Origin of the sequence: Paracoccus thiocyanatus, assembly GCF_900156255.1 — a bacterium.
Classification (GTDB): Bacteria; Pseudomonadota; Alphaproteobacteria; order Rhodobacterales; family Rhodobacteraceae; genus Paracoccus; species Paracoccus thiocyanatus.
In genome coordinates, this window is the sequence record NZ_FTMK01000013.1 from 74,303 (window position 1) to 90,124 (window position 15,822).

The window sequence follows — 15,822 nt, forward strand, 5'->3', positions numbered from 1 at the left end:
CACAGGTTCGCGGTGGTGGTGCCGCGACCTGGGCCGCGGCAGTTTCGGGATCAGTTCACGATGAATTCGGCATGAAGCGCCCCGGCTGCATGAACCGCCTTCAGGATGTCGATCATATCGCGAGGCCGGATGCCCAATGCATTCAGTCCCGCGACGACGTCCGACAAGGATGATTCGCCGGCCACCTCGGCAAAGCCTATGCCCGGTTCCTGGGTGATTTCCGCCTGGGTCCTGGGCACGACGACGGTTTCCCCCTCGGCGAACGGGTTCGGCTGCGACACGACGGGCGTTTCGCGGACCCGCAGCGTCAGGTTCCCCTGTGAAACGGCGACGCGCGAGATCCGCACGTCCTCGCCCATGACGATTGTGCCCGACTTGTGATCGATGACGACGCGTGCCGCGGTTTCGGGCTCGACCGTGATGTTTTCGATCTGCCCGATCAGCCGGGCTGGGTTCACCTTGCCCAGAACGGTCGAATCGATGGCGATGGTTCCCGAATCCATCAGTTCGGCAAGCCCGCGGCCCAGCGTTCGATTGATCGCGGCCTCGACGCGGGCCGCCGTCGTGAAGTCCGGATTTCGCAGCGCCAGCCGCAGGTTGGTCATTTGCGAGAAATCGAAGGCGACCTCGCGTTCCACCCTGGCGCCCGAAGGAATCGTGCCGGTCGTCGGCACCCCCTGGACCACGGATGCGGCCGCGCCGGACGCCTCGGCCCCGCCGGCCAGGACCGAGCCTTGGGCCACGGCGTAAATTTCGCCATCCGCGGCGTTCAGCGGCGTCATGACCAGCGTTCCGCCCAGCAGGCTTTTTGCGTCACCGATGGCGGCGACATTGATGTCGATTTGCGATCCGGCCCGCGCAAATGGCGGCAAGGTCGCGGTGACGATCACCGCCGCGACGTTCTTTGGCCTAAATGCTTCATCGGTGACGTTCACCCCCAGCCGTTCGAGCAAGCCTGCCATGATTTCTTCGGTAAAGGGCGAGTTTCTTAAGCTGTCGCCCGAGCCATTGAGTCCGACGACAAGCCCATATCCCACCAGGTCGTTTCCTCTGACGCCGTCTATATTCGCAAGATCCTTGATACGGACCGGGGCGCTGAACGCCGGACCGGCAAGGCCCAACAAAAGCAGGATAAGACATAGAAACCTCATGACAGGTAATCCGTCAAGCTAAGCTTGGACAGCCGGGCGGTCAGCGCGTAGAGGCTTTGAATCCTGGCTTCGGTCTCCTCCAGGGCGGTCGTGGTTTCATAGGGATCCGCACCCACCATGTTCGTGCGCGCCAGGGAAAGCGCGGTTATTTCGGCCGCGTTCCGCGCCTGCGCTTGCGTGATCGCAGCCTGCTGTTGCCCCAGGTCGGACCGCGCCGAGGTCAGGGTGATAGTTGCTTTGACCAGCCGCGCCCCCGCTTCGGAAAAGAGTTCCCGTAAGGTGTCGGTGCTGATCGCCGCGCCTGCTTCGGAGGCATAGGTGATGATCGCCATGCCTTTGAGAGTATCCCGTAGTTCCGAAGAATTTGCCGTCAGCTTGCTGTTGATGTGGCGATCCGGAGAGATCAGGAAACGGGTATCCCCGCTATCATCGCCTTGATAGAAGGTGTCGGCGAAACCGCCTGAGCCAGGCGCGGAGTCGAACCAGGCATCAATGCGGCCCGCGATCCCGGCGGCCGTTGTCGCGCCGGCGACGGCCGCATTCAAATCGGCCAGCATGGCTGTAAGCGCGCCGATCGGGGCGCTGTCGGACTTGCTTCCCGAAAACAGATACTGCCCGCCGGAACTGGTATTAAGCGCGGTAAGCATGGATTGGAAATCCTGCCTTGCGTTATCGGCCCGATTTCTCAAGTCCTGGTCGCTGGCAATGCTGGGCTCGCTTAGCAATCGGGGACCCAGTTCATCCACCACGGACTGCATCCGCTCAAGTACGGATTGCATGGTCGTGAAACGGTTCTGCCCTTCAGACGCGTTTTGCTGGAAGGTTTGCAACATTTTCATGCGCGATTCGATATGCGCAAGGCCAGAGATATCCCCGGCCAAAGCCTTTGGAATATCGGCTTTCACCCCTGTCATCAATTCCTCGGTCAACCGGTCGAGCCGGGTTTTCAAGCCGTGCTGGCCAAGGCGGAGTTGATAGGAGCGGGATAGATCACCGATGGAATGAAAGGAACTCATGTCAGCCTCAATATCGCGTCTAGCATGTCATTTGCGGCCTGAAAGACCTTGGCATTTGCGGCATATGCGCGCTCCAGGGAAAGCAGGTTTTCCATTTCCCTGTCGCTATCGACCCCCTCGGCAAGAAGCGCGGCCTGAAGGCCGGACTGGCGCGAACTGCCTTGCATGGCGGCGGCATCGGATCGGATGCGGTTTGTAGCGGCGCCTGAAGACAACTCGGCGGAAAGCGTTTGCAAGCTGCGCGGCGTGTCGGAAAGACTGCCCGATGCAGGCGGACGGGCGGCCGACAGGGCCGCGCCCAGCCGGTCGAGCAGCGCGCTTTCCCCCGAGTTTCCAGCGCTGCTTGCATTGATCCCGGCACGAATGCGCCATAATTCCCCGCCCGCATCGGGATTTGCAAGTGACGTCACTGCAATACGGCTGGCGAAGCCGGCTTCCTGGGCTGGATCGAACGCGCCTTGGGCGTCGGTAAACAGGCCGTGACTGGCCGCATTCAAGGACGGATCTATTGCCGGATCCGACAGCCGATCATAGAGATCGCGCGCGAAAGCGTCGATCTGCTGTTGATAACCAGAAGCGATCTGATCGCGGATCGCAAAATTTGCACCCAGGCTTCCGCCTTCGAACATGGCGAGCTGTGCGTCGCCGAGGGGTTTGCCGTTGAAGATGACCGTCGAAAGAGTGCCGTCAGCCAAGGACATTCCGGCCGTGATGCCCGAACTGGCGTCGAATTCGATCCGGGCGGGTTCCGTTCCGTCCAGAAGGATTGCGCCGGCGGGCGTGAACAGGGCGATGCGGCCGTTTTCGCGCGGCACCTCTTTGATCGGCAGGATATCGGCGATTTCGTCTGTCGCCGCCTGACGGGCATCAATCAAGGAAGAGGCATCCTTGCCCTGGGCTGTCAGGGTGACGATCTGGTCATTCAGTTTCGCCACTTGTTGCAGCGCATCATTCAGGCGCGAGACGTCGTTTTCGATCGCTTGATCGGCCTTGCCGCGTTGGGCCTGGATCGTTGCGGAAATGTGGTTGATCTTCTTGGCCAGGGCGGTGGCCGTATCCAGAACGCCTGCCAGCCGCACATCGCTGTCCGGGCGCGAGGCGGCGCTGGCCAGGGCCGATTCGAAGTCGGCCAGGTTTTGCCCCAGGGAAGAAGCCTCGGTCGTGCCGAAGGCTTGTTCCATGGCGGCATGAAACGCGGCTGCGGTTCGGGATGAGCCGACCTCTGCCAAGGCAAGACGGTTGTCGGCGACCAAGCCGGCGGTAAATATCCGGCTGACGCCGTCGATGCCCACGCCGCCATGCTGGGACAGGCGAGAGGACAGGTCGAGTTCCCGGCGCGCATAGCCGGGCGTCAGCGCGTTGGCAATGTTCGATGACACGATTTCGGTGCCGCGGGAGGCCGCGGTGAGACCGGAAACGGCGTTGGAGATTGCGGACGAAATGCTCATGGTCAAGCTCCGGTTTTGCGCGGGTGGCGTGAAGCCCCGGCCAAGTATCAGCGTTTGAGGTTCGCCGTTTCCTGCAACATCTCATCGACGGTCTGGATCACCTTGGCGTTCGAGGTATAGGCGCGCTGGGTCTGGATCAGATCGGTCAATTCGGCGGCCACGTCGGTGGTGGACGCTTCGCGCGCATAGCCTGCGATTGCGCCGGTGGGGCCGTCACCGGCGTCCCACAGATAGAAGCCGCCAGATTCGGGCGAGACCTTGTAGGTCTGATTATCCATGGCGATCAGGCCGTTGGGATTGGGAACGTCGACCAGCGGCACCTGATACAAGGGTCGGGTGAAGCCCGTGTCGTAGGTGGCCTGAAGATAGCCGTTCTCGTCGATTTCCAGCCCGGTGAGATTGCCGACGGGCGAGCCGTTCTTGGTGACGTTGGCGGGCGAGAAATTGGCGCTGAGCTGGGTGATTCCCTGGCTGTCGCCCTGACGGCCCAGGTTGATGGTCATTGGCCCGTTCGCGCCGGGAACCGTCAGAAAGCCGGTTGCCGGATCATAGGCCGTGCCGGCGATGGGGGTGACGCCGGCAAGCGTTCCGCCGCCGGTCTGGCTGTCGTTGAATTCGAGCGTATAGGTGCCGATCAGCGATTCGTCGGCCGGGGTCCCCGGATCGTTGACGATGGCGGAATCGCGAATCTCCATCGTCCAGCTGTTTGTTCGCATCCCGGCCGGCCCGGCGACATCGGGCGTGAACGAGAAGGTCATCCTTTCGGAACTGCCGAGATTGCCGAAATATTCCACCTCCATTTCCCAGGGATCGCCGGTATTGCCGCCAGCCGCGTCATCGGCCGGAAGGTTCATGCGCAGGTTGATCTGCGTCGTCGGGTCGGCTGCGGTCTGGCTGGGATTGACCAAGATGGGCTGCAACCCGGTGGCCGAATCGCGCGGCTGGCTGGGAATGGTGCCGTCGCTGTTCGCTGGCCATCCCATCAGGATCAGCCCGGAACTGGTGCGCAGATAGCCTTGGTCGTCGGTGCGAAATGCGCCGGTGGTGGTCATGACCAGTTCCCGCGGGCTGCCGGGGGCGGCACCCATAGAGGCGGAATTGATCACCGGCAGCATCCCGCGCCCCGAAATCGCGATGTCGGTCGGATGACCGGTGGGGACCAGGCTGCCATGCTGATCGACCACCCGGCTGGTCGTGGCCCGCACCCCGCCCGCGGTATAAAGCCCGCCGCCGCGGCCCTGGTTGATCACCATGCTTTCGAAGCTGGTATCCACCCGCTTGTAGCCATAAGTACTGGAGTTCGCGATATTGTCCGAGATGTTGGCCAGGCGCGTCGAATTGGCGGCAAGACCGGACACCCCGGCGCTGAGGGCAGATGAGATCGACATTCCATTGTCATCCTGTGTGAGTCGTTCTTGCTGGAACTGTACCGCCAGCGGGTTAACATGCCGCTAACAGCGGCGGGTGCGGGCGATCTATCTTAGTAAAATAACTTCGATCCGGTTGTTGTTGGGGTCCATCGGGTTGACCGAACGGTTGCGCCGGTCGGCATAAGAGGTGACGCGCTGGACGCGCCTGGCGTCGAAACCGGCGCCTTCCAGCAGGTTGCGCAATGCGTGGGCGCGGGCGTCAGAAAGCGCCCAGACCGGCGATTGGATCAGCATTTCAGGATAGGCGCGGACATGGCCGGTCAGGGCGACCTGGTTCTTGACCCGCCCCAGCACGCCCGAAAGAATGCCTGCCAGTTCCTGCATCGCTGGCGTAGGCTGGGCGCTGTCCCCGACGAAAAGCGGTTCGTCCATCAGGTCGGTCAACTCGATGACCAGCCCTTCATCGGTCATGCGCGTGACGACATGGCGCAGCAGATTGACCTTTTGCATGGACTCGGCGCCGCTGCCGGTCAGCTGGTCCTGGACGTGGCGGGCCATATCCTCGAAGCTGGCGGCCTGGGGCGACTGGGCGGCAAGCGTGTCGCGCGATGCGCCGGCGCCCTGGCCCGAATCGGTTTTGGCGTCCTGGACTTCGCCGCCGAAGGGGCCGTCGTGGCCGCTGCGCGTCGACTGGATCAGCGTCGGGTTGAAGTAATCCGCAAGCCCCTGGCGCTGCTTTTCCGTTGTGGCGTTGAGCAGCCACATCAGCAGGAAAAAGGCCATCATCGCGGTGACGAAATCGGCATAGGCGACCTTCCAGGCGCCGCCGTGATGGCCGCCCTCGCAGGAACCCTGCACCTTCTTGATGATGATCGGGGCACAGCCCCCGTTACCGGCCATGAGCCATTCCTTTCGCTGCCTGTCCGGAAGGTTCAGCTTTGCGGCGCAAAATACCAGTTAACGGCTCAAATGCCGCTTATTTCGCCGGCAACGGGCCGGCCCGCGATGGAAACAACCGGATAAATATCAGAATGTTATCTGGTTTGTCCGCCACCGGGCCATCCCTGCACCGCTCCGGGGCGGGCGCGCTGCCCCGGCGAATCGGTGCTGTTGCGCCACCTTGCGCCCGCCATGCGCGCCTATATTCTGCACCGATGCAAACCGAGGGCGCATATGACCTGTCCACCGGCGCGGGGCTGATCGCCTGTCCGCGCTGCGACGCGCTGCATGTCGAGCGCGAGCTGGAGCCGGGCGAGACCGCGCGCTGCCTGCGCTGCAACACGGTGCTGGCCAGTCCGCGCGCCGGCGCCTTTACCCGGATCATCGCGCTGTCCTTTGCCTCGCTGGTGCTGATGGTCGGGGCGGTGTTCTTTCCCTTCCTGGAAATCTCGCGCATGGGGTTCGGCAACCAGACCTCGCTGTTCGGGGTGGCGCTGGCCTTTTCGCATGGCGCGCTGATGCCGCTGACCGTGGCGGTGCTGGGCAGCATCGTCGGCCTGCCGGTGCTGCGGGCGCTGCTGCTGGTCTATACGCTGCTGCCCCTGTCGCGAAACCGGCCGCCCTTTGCCCATGCCGTCCCCGCCTTTCGCCTGTCCGAGACGCTGCGGCCGTGGTCCATGGCCGAGATCTTTGTCATCGGCACCGCCATCGCGCTGGTCAAGGTGGGCGGTCTGGCCAATATCAGCTTCGGCCCGGCCTTCTGGGCCTTTTGCGGGCTGATCCTGGTCAATGCCGCCAGCAACGCCTTTACCAGTGCCGCGACGATCTGGGACGCCATCGAGGACGCCGGCGTGGCCACCGACGGGCGCGAGATCGCCCCCGAGCCGCGGGCATGAGCGCGCCCGCCGATCCGCACCCCGCCGATGCGCCCATCCCCGAAGCTCCGGTGCTGACCGCGCATCGCGCCGGGCTGGTCGGCTGCCGCAGTTGCGGCCGGGCCTGGCCCGAGACCGAAACGACCTGCCGGCGCTGCGGCGGCGCGCTGGTGCCGCCCGACCGACGCTGCCTGAACGCGGTCTGGGCCTGGCTGCTGGCCGGGCTTATCTTCTATATCCCCGCGAACCTGTTTCCGATGCTCAAGACCTCGACCTTCGGCGGGCTGCGCGGCAACAGCGAATCCACCATCCTGGGCGGCGTGGTCGAGCTGATGCATTACGGCAACCATGGCATTGCCGCGATCATCTTCATCGCCTCTGTCATGGTGCCGGTCGGCAAGTTCATCGCCGTCGCCTGGCTGGCGGTGGTGGCGGGGCGGCCGGCGACGGTCGGGGCCGCCCACAAGCGGCTGGCGCTTTACGAGGTGGTCGAGTTCATCGGCCGCTGGTCGATGATCGACGTCTTCGTGGTGGCGATCCTGTCGGCGCTGGTGCAGCTTGGCTTCGTCGCCTCGATCCATCCCGGCCCTGCGGCGGTGTCCTTTGCGCTGTCGGTTGCCTTCACCATGCTTTCCGCGCAAAGCTTCGACCCAAGATTGATCTGGCGCGGCCTTCCGCTGCGCAGCCGCAAGGACCAGGAATGACCGACAGGCCCTCGCCCCCGCGCAGCGAAGCACCCCTGAAACCCGCCGAATCCGCCCGCAAGCCCGCGAACCGCGCCGTGCGGGCCGGGCTGCCGCTGATCTGGCTGGTGCCCATAGCGGCGCTGATCGTGACCCTGGGGGTCGGCTGGAACATGATCGCCGGGCGCGGCACGCTGGTTTCGGTCGCCTTCAAGGACGCAACCGGCATCACGCCGGGCGAAACGGCGCTGAAATTCCGCGAGATCACCGTCGGCAAGGTCGAATCGGTGCGCTTTACCGAGGATCTGCAACAGGTGCTGGTCAACATGCGCGTGGACAAGGACCTGGCCCCCTATATCGACAGCGAGGCGCAGTTCTGGATCGTGCGGCCGCAGGTCTCGGCCCAGGGCATCTCGCGGCTGGACACGGTGCTGACCGGCGCCTTCGTCGAGGGATTCTGGGACGACAAGCCGGATCAGCCGCAGATGCGCTTTCAGGGGCTGGACCGGCCGCCGCTGACCAGTTTCGGCCAACAGGGCACCTGGATCGTTCTGTCCACCGAACGCTCGCGCGGTATGACCGAGGGCGCACCGGTGATGTTCCGCGGGCTGCCGGTCGGGCAGATGCAGAACCTGCGCCTGGCCGAGGATGACGAAAGCGTGCTGGCCGATGTCTTCATCGCCGCGCCGCATGACCAGCGGCTGACCACCAGCACCGTTTTCTGGGACACGTCGGGATTTTCTGTCTCGCTGGGCGCGCGGGGGCTGTCGCTCAATGTGAACTCGCTGGCCTCGGTGCTGCAAGGCGGCGCGGAATTTGCCACGCTTGCCTCGGGCGGCGCCCCGGTCGAGGACGGCCATGTCTTCGCCCTGCAACCCGACGAGACCACGGCCCGCAGCAACCTGTTCCTGGACGACTCGCAGATGCTGCGGCTGACCATGCGCATCGCGGAATCGGTCAAGGGGCTGGAGACGGGGGCCAATGTCCAGTTCATGGGCCTGACCGTGGGGCGCGTGACCGATCTTGCCGCCAGGGTCGTCCCGGATGCCGAGGGGCGCGACCATGTCGAGCAAGAGGTGACGCTGGCCGTCACCCCGGCGCGCCTTGGCCTGCCCGGTGACACTACGCCCGAACAGGCGCTGGATTTCCTGGCCCGACAGGTCGATGGCGGCCTGCGCGCGCGCGTCGCCAGCGCCGGCTTTTTCGGAACCTCGCTGCAAGTCGAACTGGTCGAACTGCCCCAGGCCATGCCGGCGGCGCTGGACCGGGCGGCCCAGCCCCATCCGGTGATACCCTCGGTTCCCGGCGACGTTTCGGACTTCAGCGAAACCGCCCAGGGCTTCCTGGCCCGCATCGGCGACCTGCCCATGGAAGAGGCGCTGAAATCCATCACCGACATGATGAACAGCATCACCGCCATCGCCAGCAGCGAAGACACCCGCGCCATCCCCGGCGCCCTGCGCGGCACGCTAGAGGATGCGCAGGCCGCTGCCGGCGAGATCCGCCAGGTCACCACCGAATTGCGCGAATCCGGCGCGGTGGGCCAGGTGCGGCATATGGTGGACGAGGCTGCGGCCGCGGCCGAGGCGGTCAAGCTGGCGGCCGCCGACGTGCCGGCGATGGTCGACCAGATTGACGCCGCCGCCGTCAAGATCGAGGCGGTGGACTATGCCGCCATCGGCACCGAGGCCGAGGGCATCCTCAGGGATGTCCGGGCGCTTCTGGGCACCGAGGACGCCGAGCAATTGCCCAGGGACCTGTCGCAGACGCTGAAAGCCGCATCGGGCCTGCTCAACGACCTGCGCGACGGCAATGCGGCGGGCAGCCTGAACGCGGCGCTCGCCTCGGCCAGCACGGCGGCGCAGGACGTCTCGGCCGCGGCCCGCCGCCTGCCGCAGCTTTCCGCGCGGCTGGAAGCCCTGGCGGCGCGCGCCGATGCGGTGATCGCCGCCTATGGCGACCGCTCCAGCTTCAACACCGAAACCATCAACCTGATGCGCGAGATGCGCCGCGCCGCCAATGCCTTCGGGTCGCTGGCCCGCACCATCGAACGCAATCCGCAAGCCTTCATCCTGGGACGATAAGATGCGCCTGATCCTTGCCTCTGCCGCCTGTCTTGCCCTGCTTGGCGCCTGCTCGAACGGCGAAAAGACCGCGCGCTACCTGATCGACCCGCCCCTGGCGGGCGCGCGGGTGGCCGACCGGCTGGGCACGGTGGAACTCAAGGACGTGTCCTTGCCCGACTATGCCTCGGGCGACGAGGTCAGCTGGCAGACCGGCGACGGCGCCGTGCGCTCGAACACGAAACAGCTTTGGGCGGACAACCCGCAGCGGGCCTTCACCCTGGCGCTGGCGCGCAGCATCTCGGACCTTTCGGGCGCCACGGTCATCGCCGAGCCCTGGCCGCTGGCCGAACCGCCCCAGCGCCGGCTGGAGGTGCGGGTCGAAAAGGCGCTGGCGCAGGCCGACGGCAGCTATCGGCTGACCGGGCGCTATTTCGTCGCGGACGAGGGCGCGGGCGGCGCGAACCAGGCGCGCGGCTTCGACATTTCCGTGCCCTTGGCCGACCAAAGCCCCGCCGCCATCGCCCGCGCGCAATCCCAGGCCATCGCCCGGCTTGCCCGCCAGATCGCCACGCTTTCGGGACCCGGCCGGTCGATCCGCACCAGCACCGCGCCGCTGCCCGGCATGGACGACATCTTCTCGCAGCCCCTGCCGCCGCTGGAGGGCAGCTAAGCCCGGCTTTCACCGTTTTCCAAATACTCCGGGGGAACGCCTTGCGCGCCCCGTCAAGGGGCGGGCAGGGCGTGGGGGCAGAGCCCCCTGCTAGGGCCCGTCATCGGGCTCGAACTGGCCAAAGCGGCCGGCGGCAAAGACCAGCGGATGATCGCCGGGACCCGCCACGGTCACGCGCAGCACCCGCCCGATCAGCACCGAATGGTCCCCCGCCGCATGCACGGCATGGGCGGCGCAGTCGAAACGGGCCGCAACGCCGGGGATGACCGGCACCCCCTCCTCCGTCAGCGCGGTTTCCAGCCCGTCGAACTGCCGGCCGCCGCGGGTGAAACGCAAACAGGTTTCCAATTGCTCGGCGCCCAGCACATGCACGGACCAGGCCGCAGCCTCGGCAAAGGCTGCATGGCGGGCCGAGGCGCGGGCCGGGCACCACAAGACCAGGGGCGGCTCCAGCGAGACGCTGGAAAAGCTGTTCACCGTCATGCCCAGCGGCCCCTGCGGCCCGGCGGTCGTCACCACGGTCACGCCGGTGGCGAAACGCCCCAGCGCCTCGCGCAGCAGCCGCGCCTCGGCCGTGGCGGGGTGAAAGGTGATCTCGTCGGCCAGCCGGTCACGGGTCGCGGGGGGAAGACGGCTCATGTTCGCGCCCTGTCATCTGCGGGACAAGGCCAGCGGGTCCGGCCTTTTCCCCTTCTTCTTAGTCGGCGGGGGGCGGCGCATCAACCCGACCGCCGGGCATCATCATGCGCGGGGTCATGGCCGCCAGCATCTGCGCGTGCAGCGCCGGGGCCGCCACCATCAGCCCGTCGGTCAGCGGCTTGGGCGCATTGAACCGCATCGCCTCGCCGGACAGATCGCTGGCCAGGCAGCCGGCTCGGGCGGCGATCAGGCTGCCGGCCGCCACGTCCCATTCCCATGCGGGCCGTGTCGAAAGCGTGGCGTCGAACTGCCCCTCGGCGACCAGGCACAGCCGCCATGCCAGGGATGGTCGGAAGCTGTGCTTGAAAGGCGCCGCCTTGCCGCGCCAATATGCCGGGGCCAGCGACGCCTTGCTGGTCAGGACCCGCGCATCGCCAAGCCCCAAGCCCGAGGGCGCGATGGGCTTGCCGTCGCGCAATGCCGGCCCGTCGGCCATCGCCGCATAGGTCGTGCGCTGCGCCGGCAGATGCACCACCCCCGCCACCACCTGATGCCCGCTTGCGATGGCCAGCGAATGGGAAAATCCCACCTGCCCGTCGATAAAGGCACGGGTGCCGTCGATGGGGTCGATGATGAAGCAATGCCGGGCCTGAAGCCGGGCCGGATCGTCCGGGCTTTCCTCGCTCAGCCAGCCGTAATCGGGACGCGCGCCGCGCAGCAGGCGTTCCAGATGCGCGTTGACGGCCAGGTCGGCCTCGGTCACCGGGCCCGCGCCGCCGCCCTTGTCCCAGGCTTGCGGCGATTTCCGCCAGAAACGCAGCGCGATTTCGCCGGCTTCCTGCGCGGCCTGCTCCAGCAGGGCAAGGTCGTCACGCACCGGCAACCGTCATTCCTTCGACCAGAAGGCTGGGAACACGCATCGCCCGCCAGTCGGTCAGGTCGTTGGCGGCGGTCAGGCGCAGCAGCATGTCGCGCAGATTGCCGGCGATGGTGCATTCGTTGACGGCATAGGCGATCTCGCCGTTCTCGACCCAGAAGCCGCCGGCGCCGCGTGAATAATCCCCGGTCGTGCCGTTGATCGAGGCGCCCAGCATCGAGGTCACGACCATGCCGCGCCCCATTTCGCGGATCAGCTCTTGCGGCGTCTTGTCGCCGGGGGCCAGTTCCAGATTGGTCACGCCGGGCGAAGGCGGGCTGCCCGCGCCGCGCATGGCATTGGCGGTCGAGGCCATCCCCAGCTTGCGCCCGGTGGCCAGATCCAGCGTCCAGCCCTGCAAGACGCCGTCGGCCACGATCATCCGCGGCGCCGTCGCCAGCCCCTCGGCGTCGAACAGGCGCGATGAACCATAGCGCGGCCGGTGCGGGTCCTCGCGCAGGTCGAACCCCTTGGGCAGCACCTGTTCCCCCAGCGCATCGCGCAACCAGCTGGCGCCCCGCGCGACCGAAGCGCCGTTTGCCGCCCCGACCAGATGGCCGATCAGGCCCGAGGCCACGCGCTCGTCGAAAAGAATGGGGAATGCGCCGGTCGGCGGCTTTCTTGCCCCGCGCCGGGCCAGGGTGCGCTGCGCGGCAAGCCGGCCGATTTCCTCGGGCGGGGGCATGTCGGCGGCGTGGACGCGGCTTTCGCCGGCCCAGTCGCGTTCCATCCCCAAGCCTTCGCCGGTGATGGCGACCACGGACAGGCTGTGGCCGCTGCGCCCATATCCGGCCGAGAAACCGTTGCTGGCGGCCAGCCACATGCGCCGATGCGAATGGCTGGCGCTGGCGGCTTCGATCATGGAAATCCCATCGACCGCAAGCGCCGCCGCCTCGGCGCGCAGGGCCAGTTCCTGCAACGCTTCGGGCGTGGGCTCGGGGCCGTGGTCGTAAAGGTCCAAGGCGCCGCTGTCGGTGTCGCGGGCAAGCTGCCCCGGCTCGGCCAGGCCCAGCGTGTCGTCGACCGGCGCCTCGCGCGCCATGGCGACGGCGCGGGCGGCCATCTCTTCGATGGTGCGGTCCGAGCGGTCCGAGGCCGAGACGCAAGCCTGCCGCCCGCCCAGCAGCACCCGCAGCCCGATCTCGACCCCCTCGGCGCGCTCGGCATGTTCCAGCTTCCCGCCGCGCATGTCGACCGAGACGGCGGCGGCCTCCAGCGCAACGGCGTCGGCCTGCTCGGCCCCCGCCTTGCGCGCCGTGGTCAGAAGCTGCTGCGTCAAAGCCTCTAGTCGATGATATTCGGACATGGGTTCACCTTGAATGGGGCGGGGGGCCGGCCGGCCCCGCCACAAGATCCGCCGGGGCGGGCCGGGCGTTGGAACCCGTGCCCGCGGCCGGATTACTTGATCTGCTGGCCATTGGCGAAGATCGTGCCGTCTTCCCTGAACTCCAGCCTGGTTTCCAGCTTGTCTTCGCCCTCGGCGACCGGCTTGGCGAACATGGCCATCATCATGCGCACGCCCATGATCTGATCCTCGGGGATCAGGCCCATGGCGCCCAGCTTGTCGATCAGCCCGTTCACGCCCTCATAGGTGGCGTTGATCTCGCCGACCGGGGTGGTCATGTCGCCGCCTTCCGGTGCATTCAGCGCGCCCTGGGCGTTCACCTTGGCGCCCAATGCATCCAGCGCGACCTGGTTGATCGTGACCTCGACCGGCTCGAAGGGCTGCGGCTCGGCGGTCTCGGTCCCCTCGGCCGGCGCCTCTTGCGGGGCTGCTGCCAGGCCGGCCGGATCGAAGATGTCCTTGACCACCTTCATCTGTCCGGTCACGTCGATGTCCAGCGAGGCCGGGTCGCGCGGCAACTGGCCCTGGGCGTCGAACAGGTTCCAGATCGCATCGCCCAGCGTCAGACCAGCCAGGGAATAGGCGAACTTGAACGGCTGCGCGTCGTCGGACTGCATCACCGGAAGCTGCATGTCAAAGCTGCCGCTTTCGATGGCGTAATTGATCGGAAACGGCATGTCGGCCGCGGACAGTTCGAAACTGCCGGCATCCGAGCCCGCCTGATAAGCCATGCCGTCCTGCGACAGGCTATAGCTAAGGTCGAAGCCCTTGCCGTCAAACTTTCCCGCGCCGCTGGTCGGCTCGCCGGCTTCGTCGGTGCCGGCAAAGTCGAAGCTGGCGGCCAGCGCACCGGATTTCAGCACCCCGCTCATGACCAGGCCGGCCTTGAGCGCGGCGTTCATGTCCTCTTCGATCCGGGCGCCGTCGGGAACGGCCATCTCGCCGGTAAGGTCCAGATCGTCGAGATTGCCTTCGAAGCCGATCTTGTCGCCTTCCTCGTTGTCCACATTGCCCGAGAAGGTGATCTTGCCCGATTTCATCGTATAATCGTATTTTGCCGGCGATCCGGCGACGATGTGGAAGATGCCGGTGGATTCGGCAATGCCGACCTTGATCGGCAGCGGATGTTCCTTGTCGCCGCGCGTCATCGTGGTCAGCGTGATATCCATCGCCGGATAGTCGAAATCATGCGTCATGTCCTGGGCCGCGCCCGAGGTGATGATGACGTTGCCGGGCAGGGCGACGGCAAAGGGCAGGCTGTAGCTTTGCCCGTCGGGATCGGTGCCATGCGCCGTGCCGGTCATCTGGTCGGCAAAGACGGTCTTGACCTTGCCATCGCCGGTTTCGCTTAGCGTGACCTGGGGGATGCTGACGCTGACCTGGCTTTCGGGCATGCCGCCCTGGATCGTCAGGTCGGTCAGGGTCAGCGTATCGCCGGCCTTGTCGCGCTTGCCCTCGGTCACGCTATAGCCGACCGATTGGTAGTAATCGACCCAGGACTGCCACACCTGTTCCGAAGTCACGTCGGCAAGGGCCGGGCCGGTCATCGCAGCCAGCGCCAGAGCCGAGCTTGTCAGTCGCAGGTTCATTTCATAACACCTTTCCGGCGAGAATTGCATAGAAACGTCACTCCGGTTTCTGCCACAGCCGGAACGCGGGTCCAAGGAGGGAATGTTGATCACCAGGGAAATCGTCGGCGGGATCGGGCGCATCACCATTTCGCGCCCCGCCAAGGCCAATTCGCTGACCGGCGCCATGCTGGCGGAACTGACCGCCGCTTTCGACGCGCTGGCTGCCGATCCGGGCCTGCGCGCCGTGATCCTGACCGGCGAAGGCCGGGTGTTTTCCGCCGGCGCCGACCTGGACGAGGCGCGCGCCGGGCTGGCCCTGTCCCCGGAATGGGAACGGCTGTCGTCCCGCGTCGCCTCGATGCCCTGCCTGACCATCGCGGCGCTCAACGGCACGGCGGCGGGCGGGGCGTTGGGCATGGTGCTGGCCTGCGACCTGCGGCTGGCGGTGCCGGGGGCGAAGATCTTCTACCCGGTCATGCGCCTGGGCTTCCTGCCCCAGCCCAGCGACCCCTTGCGCCTGCGCGCGCTGGTCGGGCCGGCGCGGGCCAAGATGATCCTGATGGCCGGGCAAAAGATCCCCGCCGAAGAGGCGCTGGCCTGGGGGCTGATCGACCGCCTGGTCGCGCCCCAGGCGCTGCTGGACGAGGCCGAAGCGCTGGCCGCCGATGCCTGCGCCGCCGACGCCGCCCATGGTGCGGCGATCAAGCGGATGCTGGAATAGGGCAGGCGGCCGTCCGGTTCACGGCGCGGCGGGAAACAGGCCGCGCGGCGGACCGCCCGCCCGACCGTCAGGCATAGGCGGCTTGCTTGCCGAAATGCTGGCAAAGCATGTAATAGACCACCGGGCGGTATTTGTTGCGGTTCGAACTGCCGTATTTCGCCATCACCTCGTCGATGGCGGCCGACAGTTCAGGACCGTCCGGCAGGCCCAGCTTTTTCATCAGGTAGTTCGTCCTGATCCGCTCCAACTCGGACTTGTCCGAAGCGGCGACGGTTTCCGCGTCGGCATCGTAGATCGAGGGCCCGCAGCCGATGACCACCTGGGTCAGCAGGTCCATGTCGGGCGTCACGCCCAGCTTTTCCGTCATGTCGGCGGCGTATTTGGCGATCAGATCGTCGCGCTTGCTCATGCT

General features: G+C 66.3%; 15 protein-coding genes. 5 read left to right on the top strand and 10 right to left on the bottom strand.

The features are described from left to right. Nucleotides 1–50: 50 nt before the first annotated feature. The 5 genes from F3H32_RS11015 to F3H32_RS11035 form a co-directional block, all read right to left on the bottom strand. On the bottom strand, nt 51–1,151 hold the full coding sequence (locus F3H32_RS11015) for a flagellar basal body P-ring protein FlgI (RefSeq protein ID WP_149765898.1): 1,101 nt from the start codon (nt 1,149–1,151) through the stop codon (nt 51–53). Then, on the bottom strand, nt 1,148–2,167 hold the full coding sequence (locus F3H32_RS11020) for a flagellin N-terminal helical domain-containing protein (RefSeq protein WP_149765899.1): 1,020 nt from the start codon (nt 2,165–2,167) through the stop codon (nt 1,148–1,150). The genes F3H32_RS11015 and F3H32_RS11020 overlap by 4 nt, the downstream gene beginning before the upstream one ends. Continuing rightward, nucleotides 2,164–3,615: a flagellar hook-associated protein FlgK gene (flgK, locus tag F3H32_RS11025; RefSeq protein WP_149765900.1), complete on the bottom strand. Its 1,452-nt coding sequence runs from the start codon at nt 3,613–3,615 to the stop codon at nt 2,164–2,166. Before flgK ends, F3H32_RS11020 begins: the two co-directional genes overlap by 4 nt. A 47-nt stretch (nt 3,616–3,662) precedes the next feature. Further along, a complete protein-coding gene (locus F3H32_RS11030) occupies nt 3,663–5,003 on the bottom strand; it encodes a flagellar hook protein FlgE (RefSeq protein ID WP_149765901.1) in 1,341 nt (446 codons plus the stop codon). Nucleotides 5,004–5,090: 87 nt separating this feature from the next. Further along, a complete protein-coding gene (locus tag F3H32_RS11035; RefSeq protein ID WP_149765902.1) occupies nt 5,091–5,885 on the bottom strand; it encodes a flagellar motor protein MotB in 795 nt (264 codons plus the stop codon). 254 nt (nt 5,886–6,139) lie between these two features. Between F3H32_RS11035 and F3H32_RS11040 the strand changes: the two genes are divergently transcribed. The 4 genes from F3H32_RS11040 to F3H32_RS11055 are packed head-to-tail and all read left to right on the top strand — an operon-like array spanning nt 6,140 to nt 10,218. Next, entirely contained in the window at nt 6,140–6,820 is a 681-nt protein-coding gene (locus F3H32_RS11040; protein WP_149765903.1) for a paraquat-inducible protein A, read from the top strand. Further along, nucleotides 6,817–7,503, top strand: coding sequence for a paraquat-inducible protein A (locus tag F3H32_RS11045; protein ID WP_149765904.1), 687 nt, complete (start codon nt 6,817–6,819; stop codon nt 7,501–7,503). Before F3H32_RS11040 ends, F3H32_RS11045 begins: the two co-directional genes overlap by 4 nt. After that, nucleotides 7,500–9,566 carry a PqiB family protein gene (locus F3H32_RS11050; RefSeq protein ID WP_149765905.1) on the top strand — a complete coding sequence of 689 codons (2,067 nt, stop codon included), beginning with the start codon at nt 7,500–7,502 and terminating at the stop codon, nt 9,564–9,566. The genes F3H32_RS11045 and F3H32_RS11050 overlap by 4 nt, the downstream gene beginning before the upstream one ends. 1 nt (nt 9,567) lies before the next feature. Beyond that, nucleotides 9,568–10,218, top strand: a complete 651-nt coding sequence (locus tag F3H32_RS11055; protein ID WP_149765906.1) for a PqiC family protein — start codon at nt 9,568–9,570, stop codon at nt 10,216–10,218. Nucleotides 10,219–10,308: 90 nt separating this feature from the next. Here F3H32_RS11055 and F3H32_RS11060 read toward each other — a convergent pair whose 3' ends face one another. The 4 genes from F3H32_RS11060 to F3H32_RS11075 all read right to left on the bottom strand — a co-directional run bounded on the left by F3H32_RS11060 (nt 10,309) and on the right by F3H32_RS11075 (nt 14,707). After that, nucleotides 10,309–10,857, bottom strand: coding sequence for a flavin reductase family protein (locus tag F3H32_RS11060; protein WP_149765907.1), 549 nt, complete (start codon nt 10,855–10,857; stop codon nt 10,309–10,311). A gap of 58 nt (nt 10,858–10,915) precedes the next feature. After that, nucleotides 10,916–11,740, bottom strand: a complete 825-nt coding sequence (locus F3H32_RS11065) for a 3'(2'),5'-bisphosphate nucleotidase CysQ (RefSeq protein WP_149765908.1) — start codon at nt 11,738–11,740, stop codon at nt 10,916–10,918. Further along, nucleotides 11,727–13,079 carry a TldD/PmbA family protein gene (locus F3H32_RS11070; RefSeq protein WP_149765909.1) on the bottom strand — a complete coding sequence of 451 codons (1,353 nt, stop codon included), beginning with the start codon at nt 13,077–13,079 and terminating at the stop codon, nt 11,727–11,729. Before F3H32_RS11070 ends, F3H32_RS11065 begins: the two co-directional genes overlap by 14 nt. Before the next feature lie 92 nt (nt 13,080–13,171). Continuing rightward, a complete protein-coding gene (locus F3H32_RS11075; RefSeq protein ID WP_149765910.1) occupies nt 13,172–14,707 on the bottom strand; it encodes a DUF2125 domain-containing protein in 1,536 nt (511 codons plus the stop codon). A gap of 82 nt (nt 14,708–14,789) precedes the next feature. Here F3H32_RS11075 and F3H32_RS11080 point away from each other — a divergent pair, with 82 nt between their 5' ends. Further along, nucleotides 14,790–15,410: an enoyl-CoA hydratase/isomerase family protein gene (locus F3H32_RS11080; protein WP_149765911.1), complete on the top strand. Its 621-nt coding sequence runs from the start codon at nt 14,790–14,792 to the stop codon at nt 15,408–15,410. Between the two features lie 67 nt (nt 15,411–15,477). Here the strand turns inward: F3H32_RS11080 and F3H32_RS11085 are convergent, their stop codons facing one another. Beyond that, nucleotides 15,478–15,819, bottom strand: a complete 342-nt coding sequence (locus tag F3H32_RS11085; RefSeq protein WP_149765912.1) for a DUF2853 family protein — start codon at nt 15,817–15,819, stop codon at nt 15,478–15,480. Between the last annotated feature and the right edge of the window lie 3 nt (nt 15,820–15,822).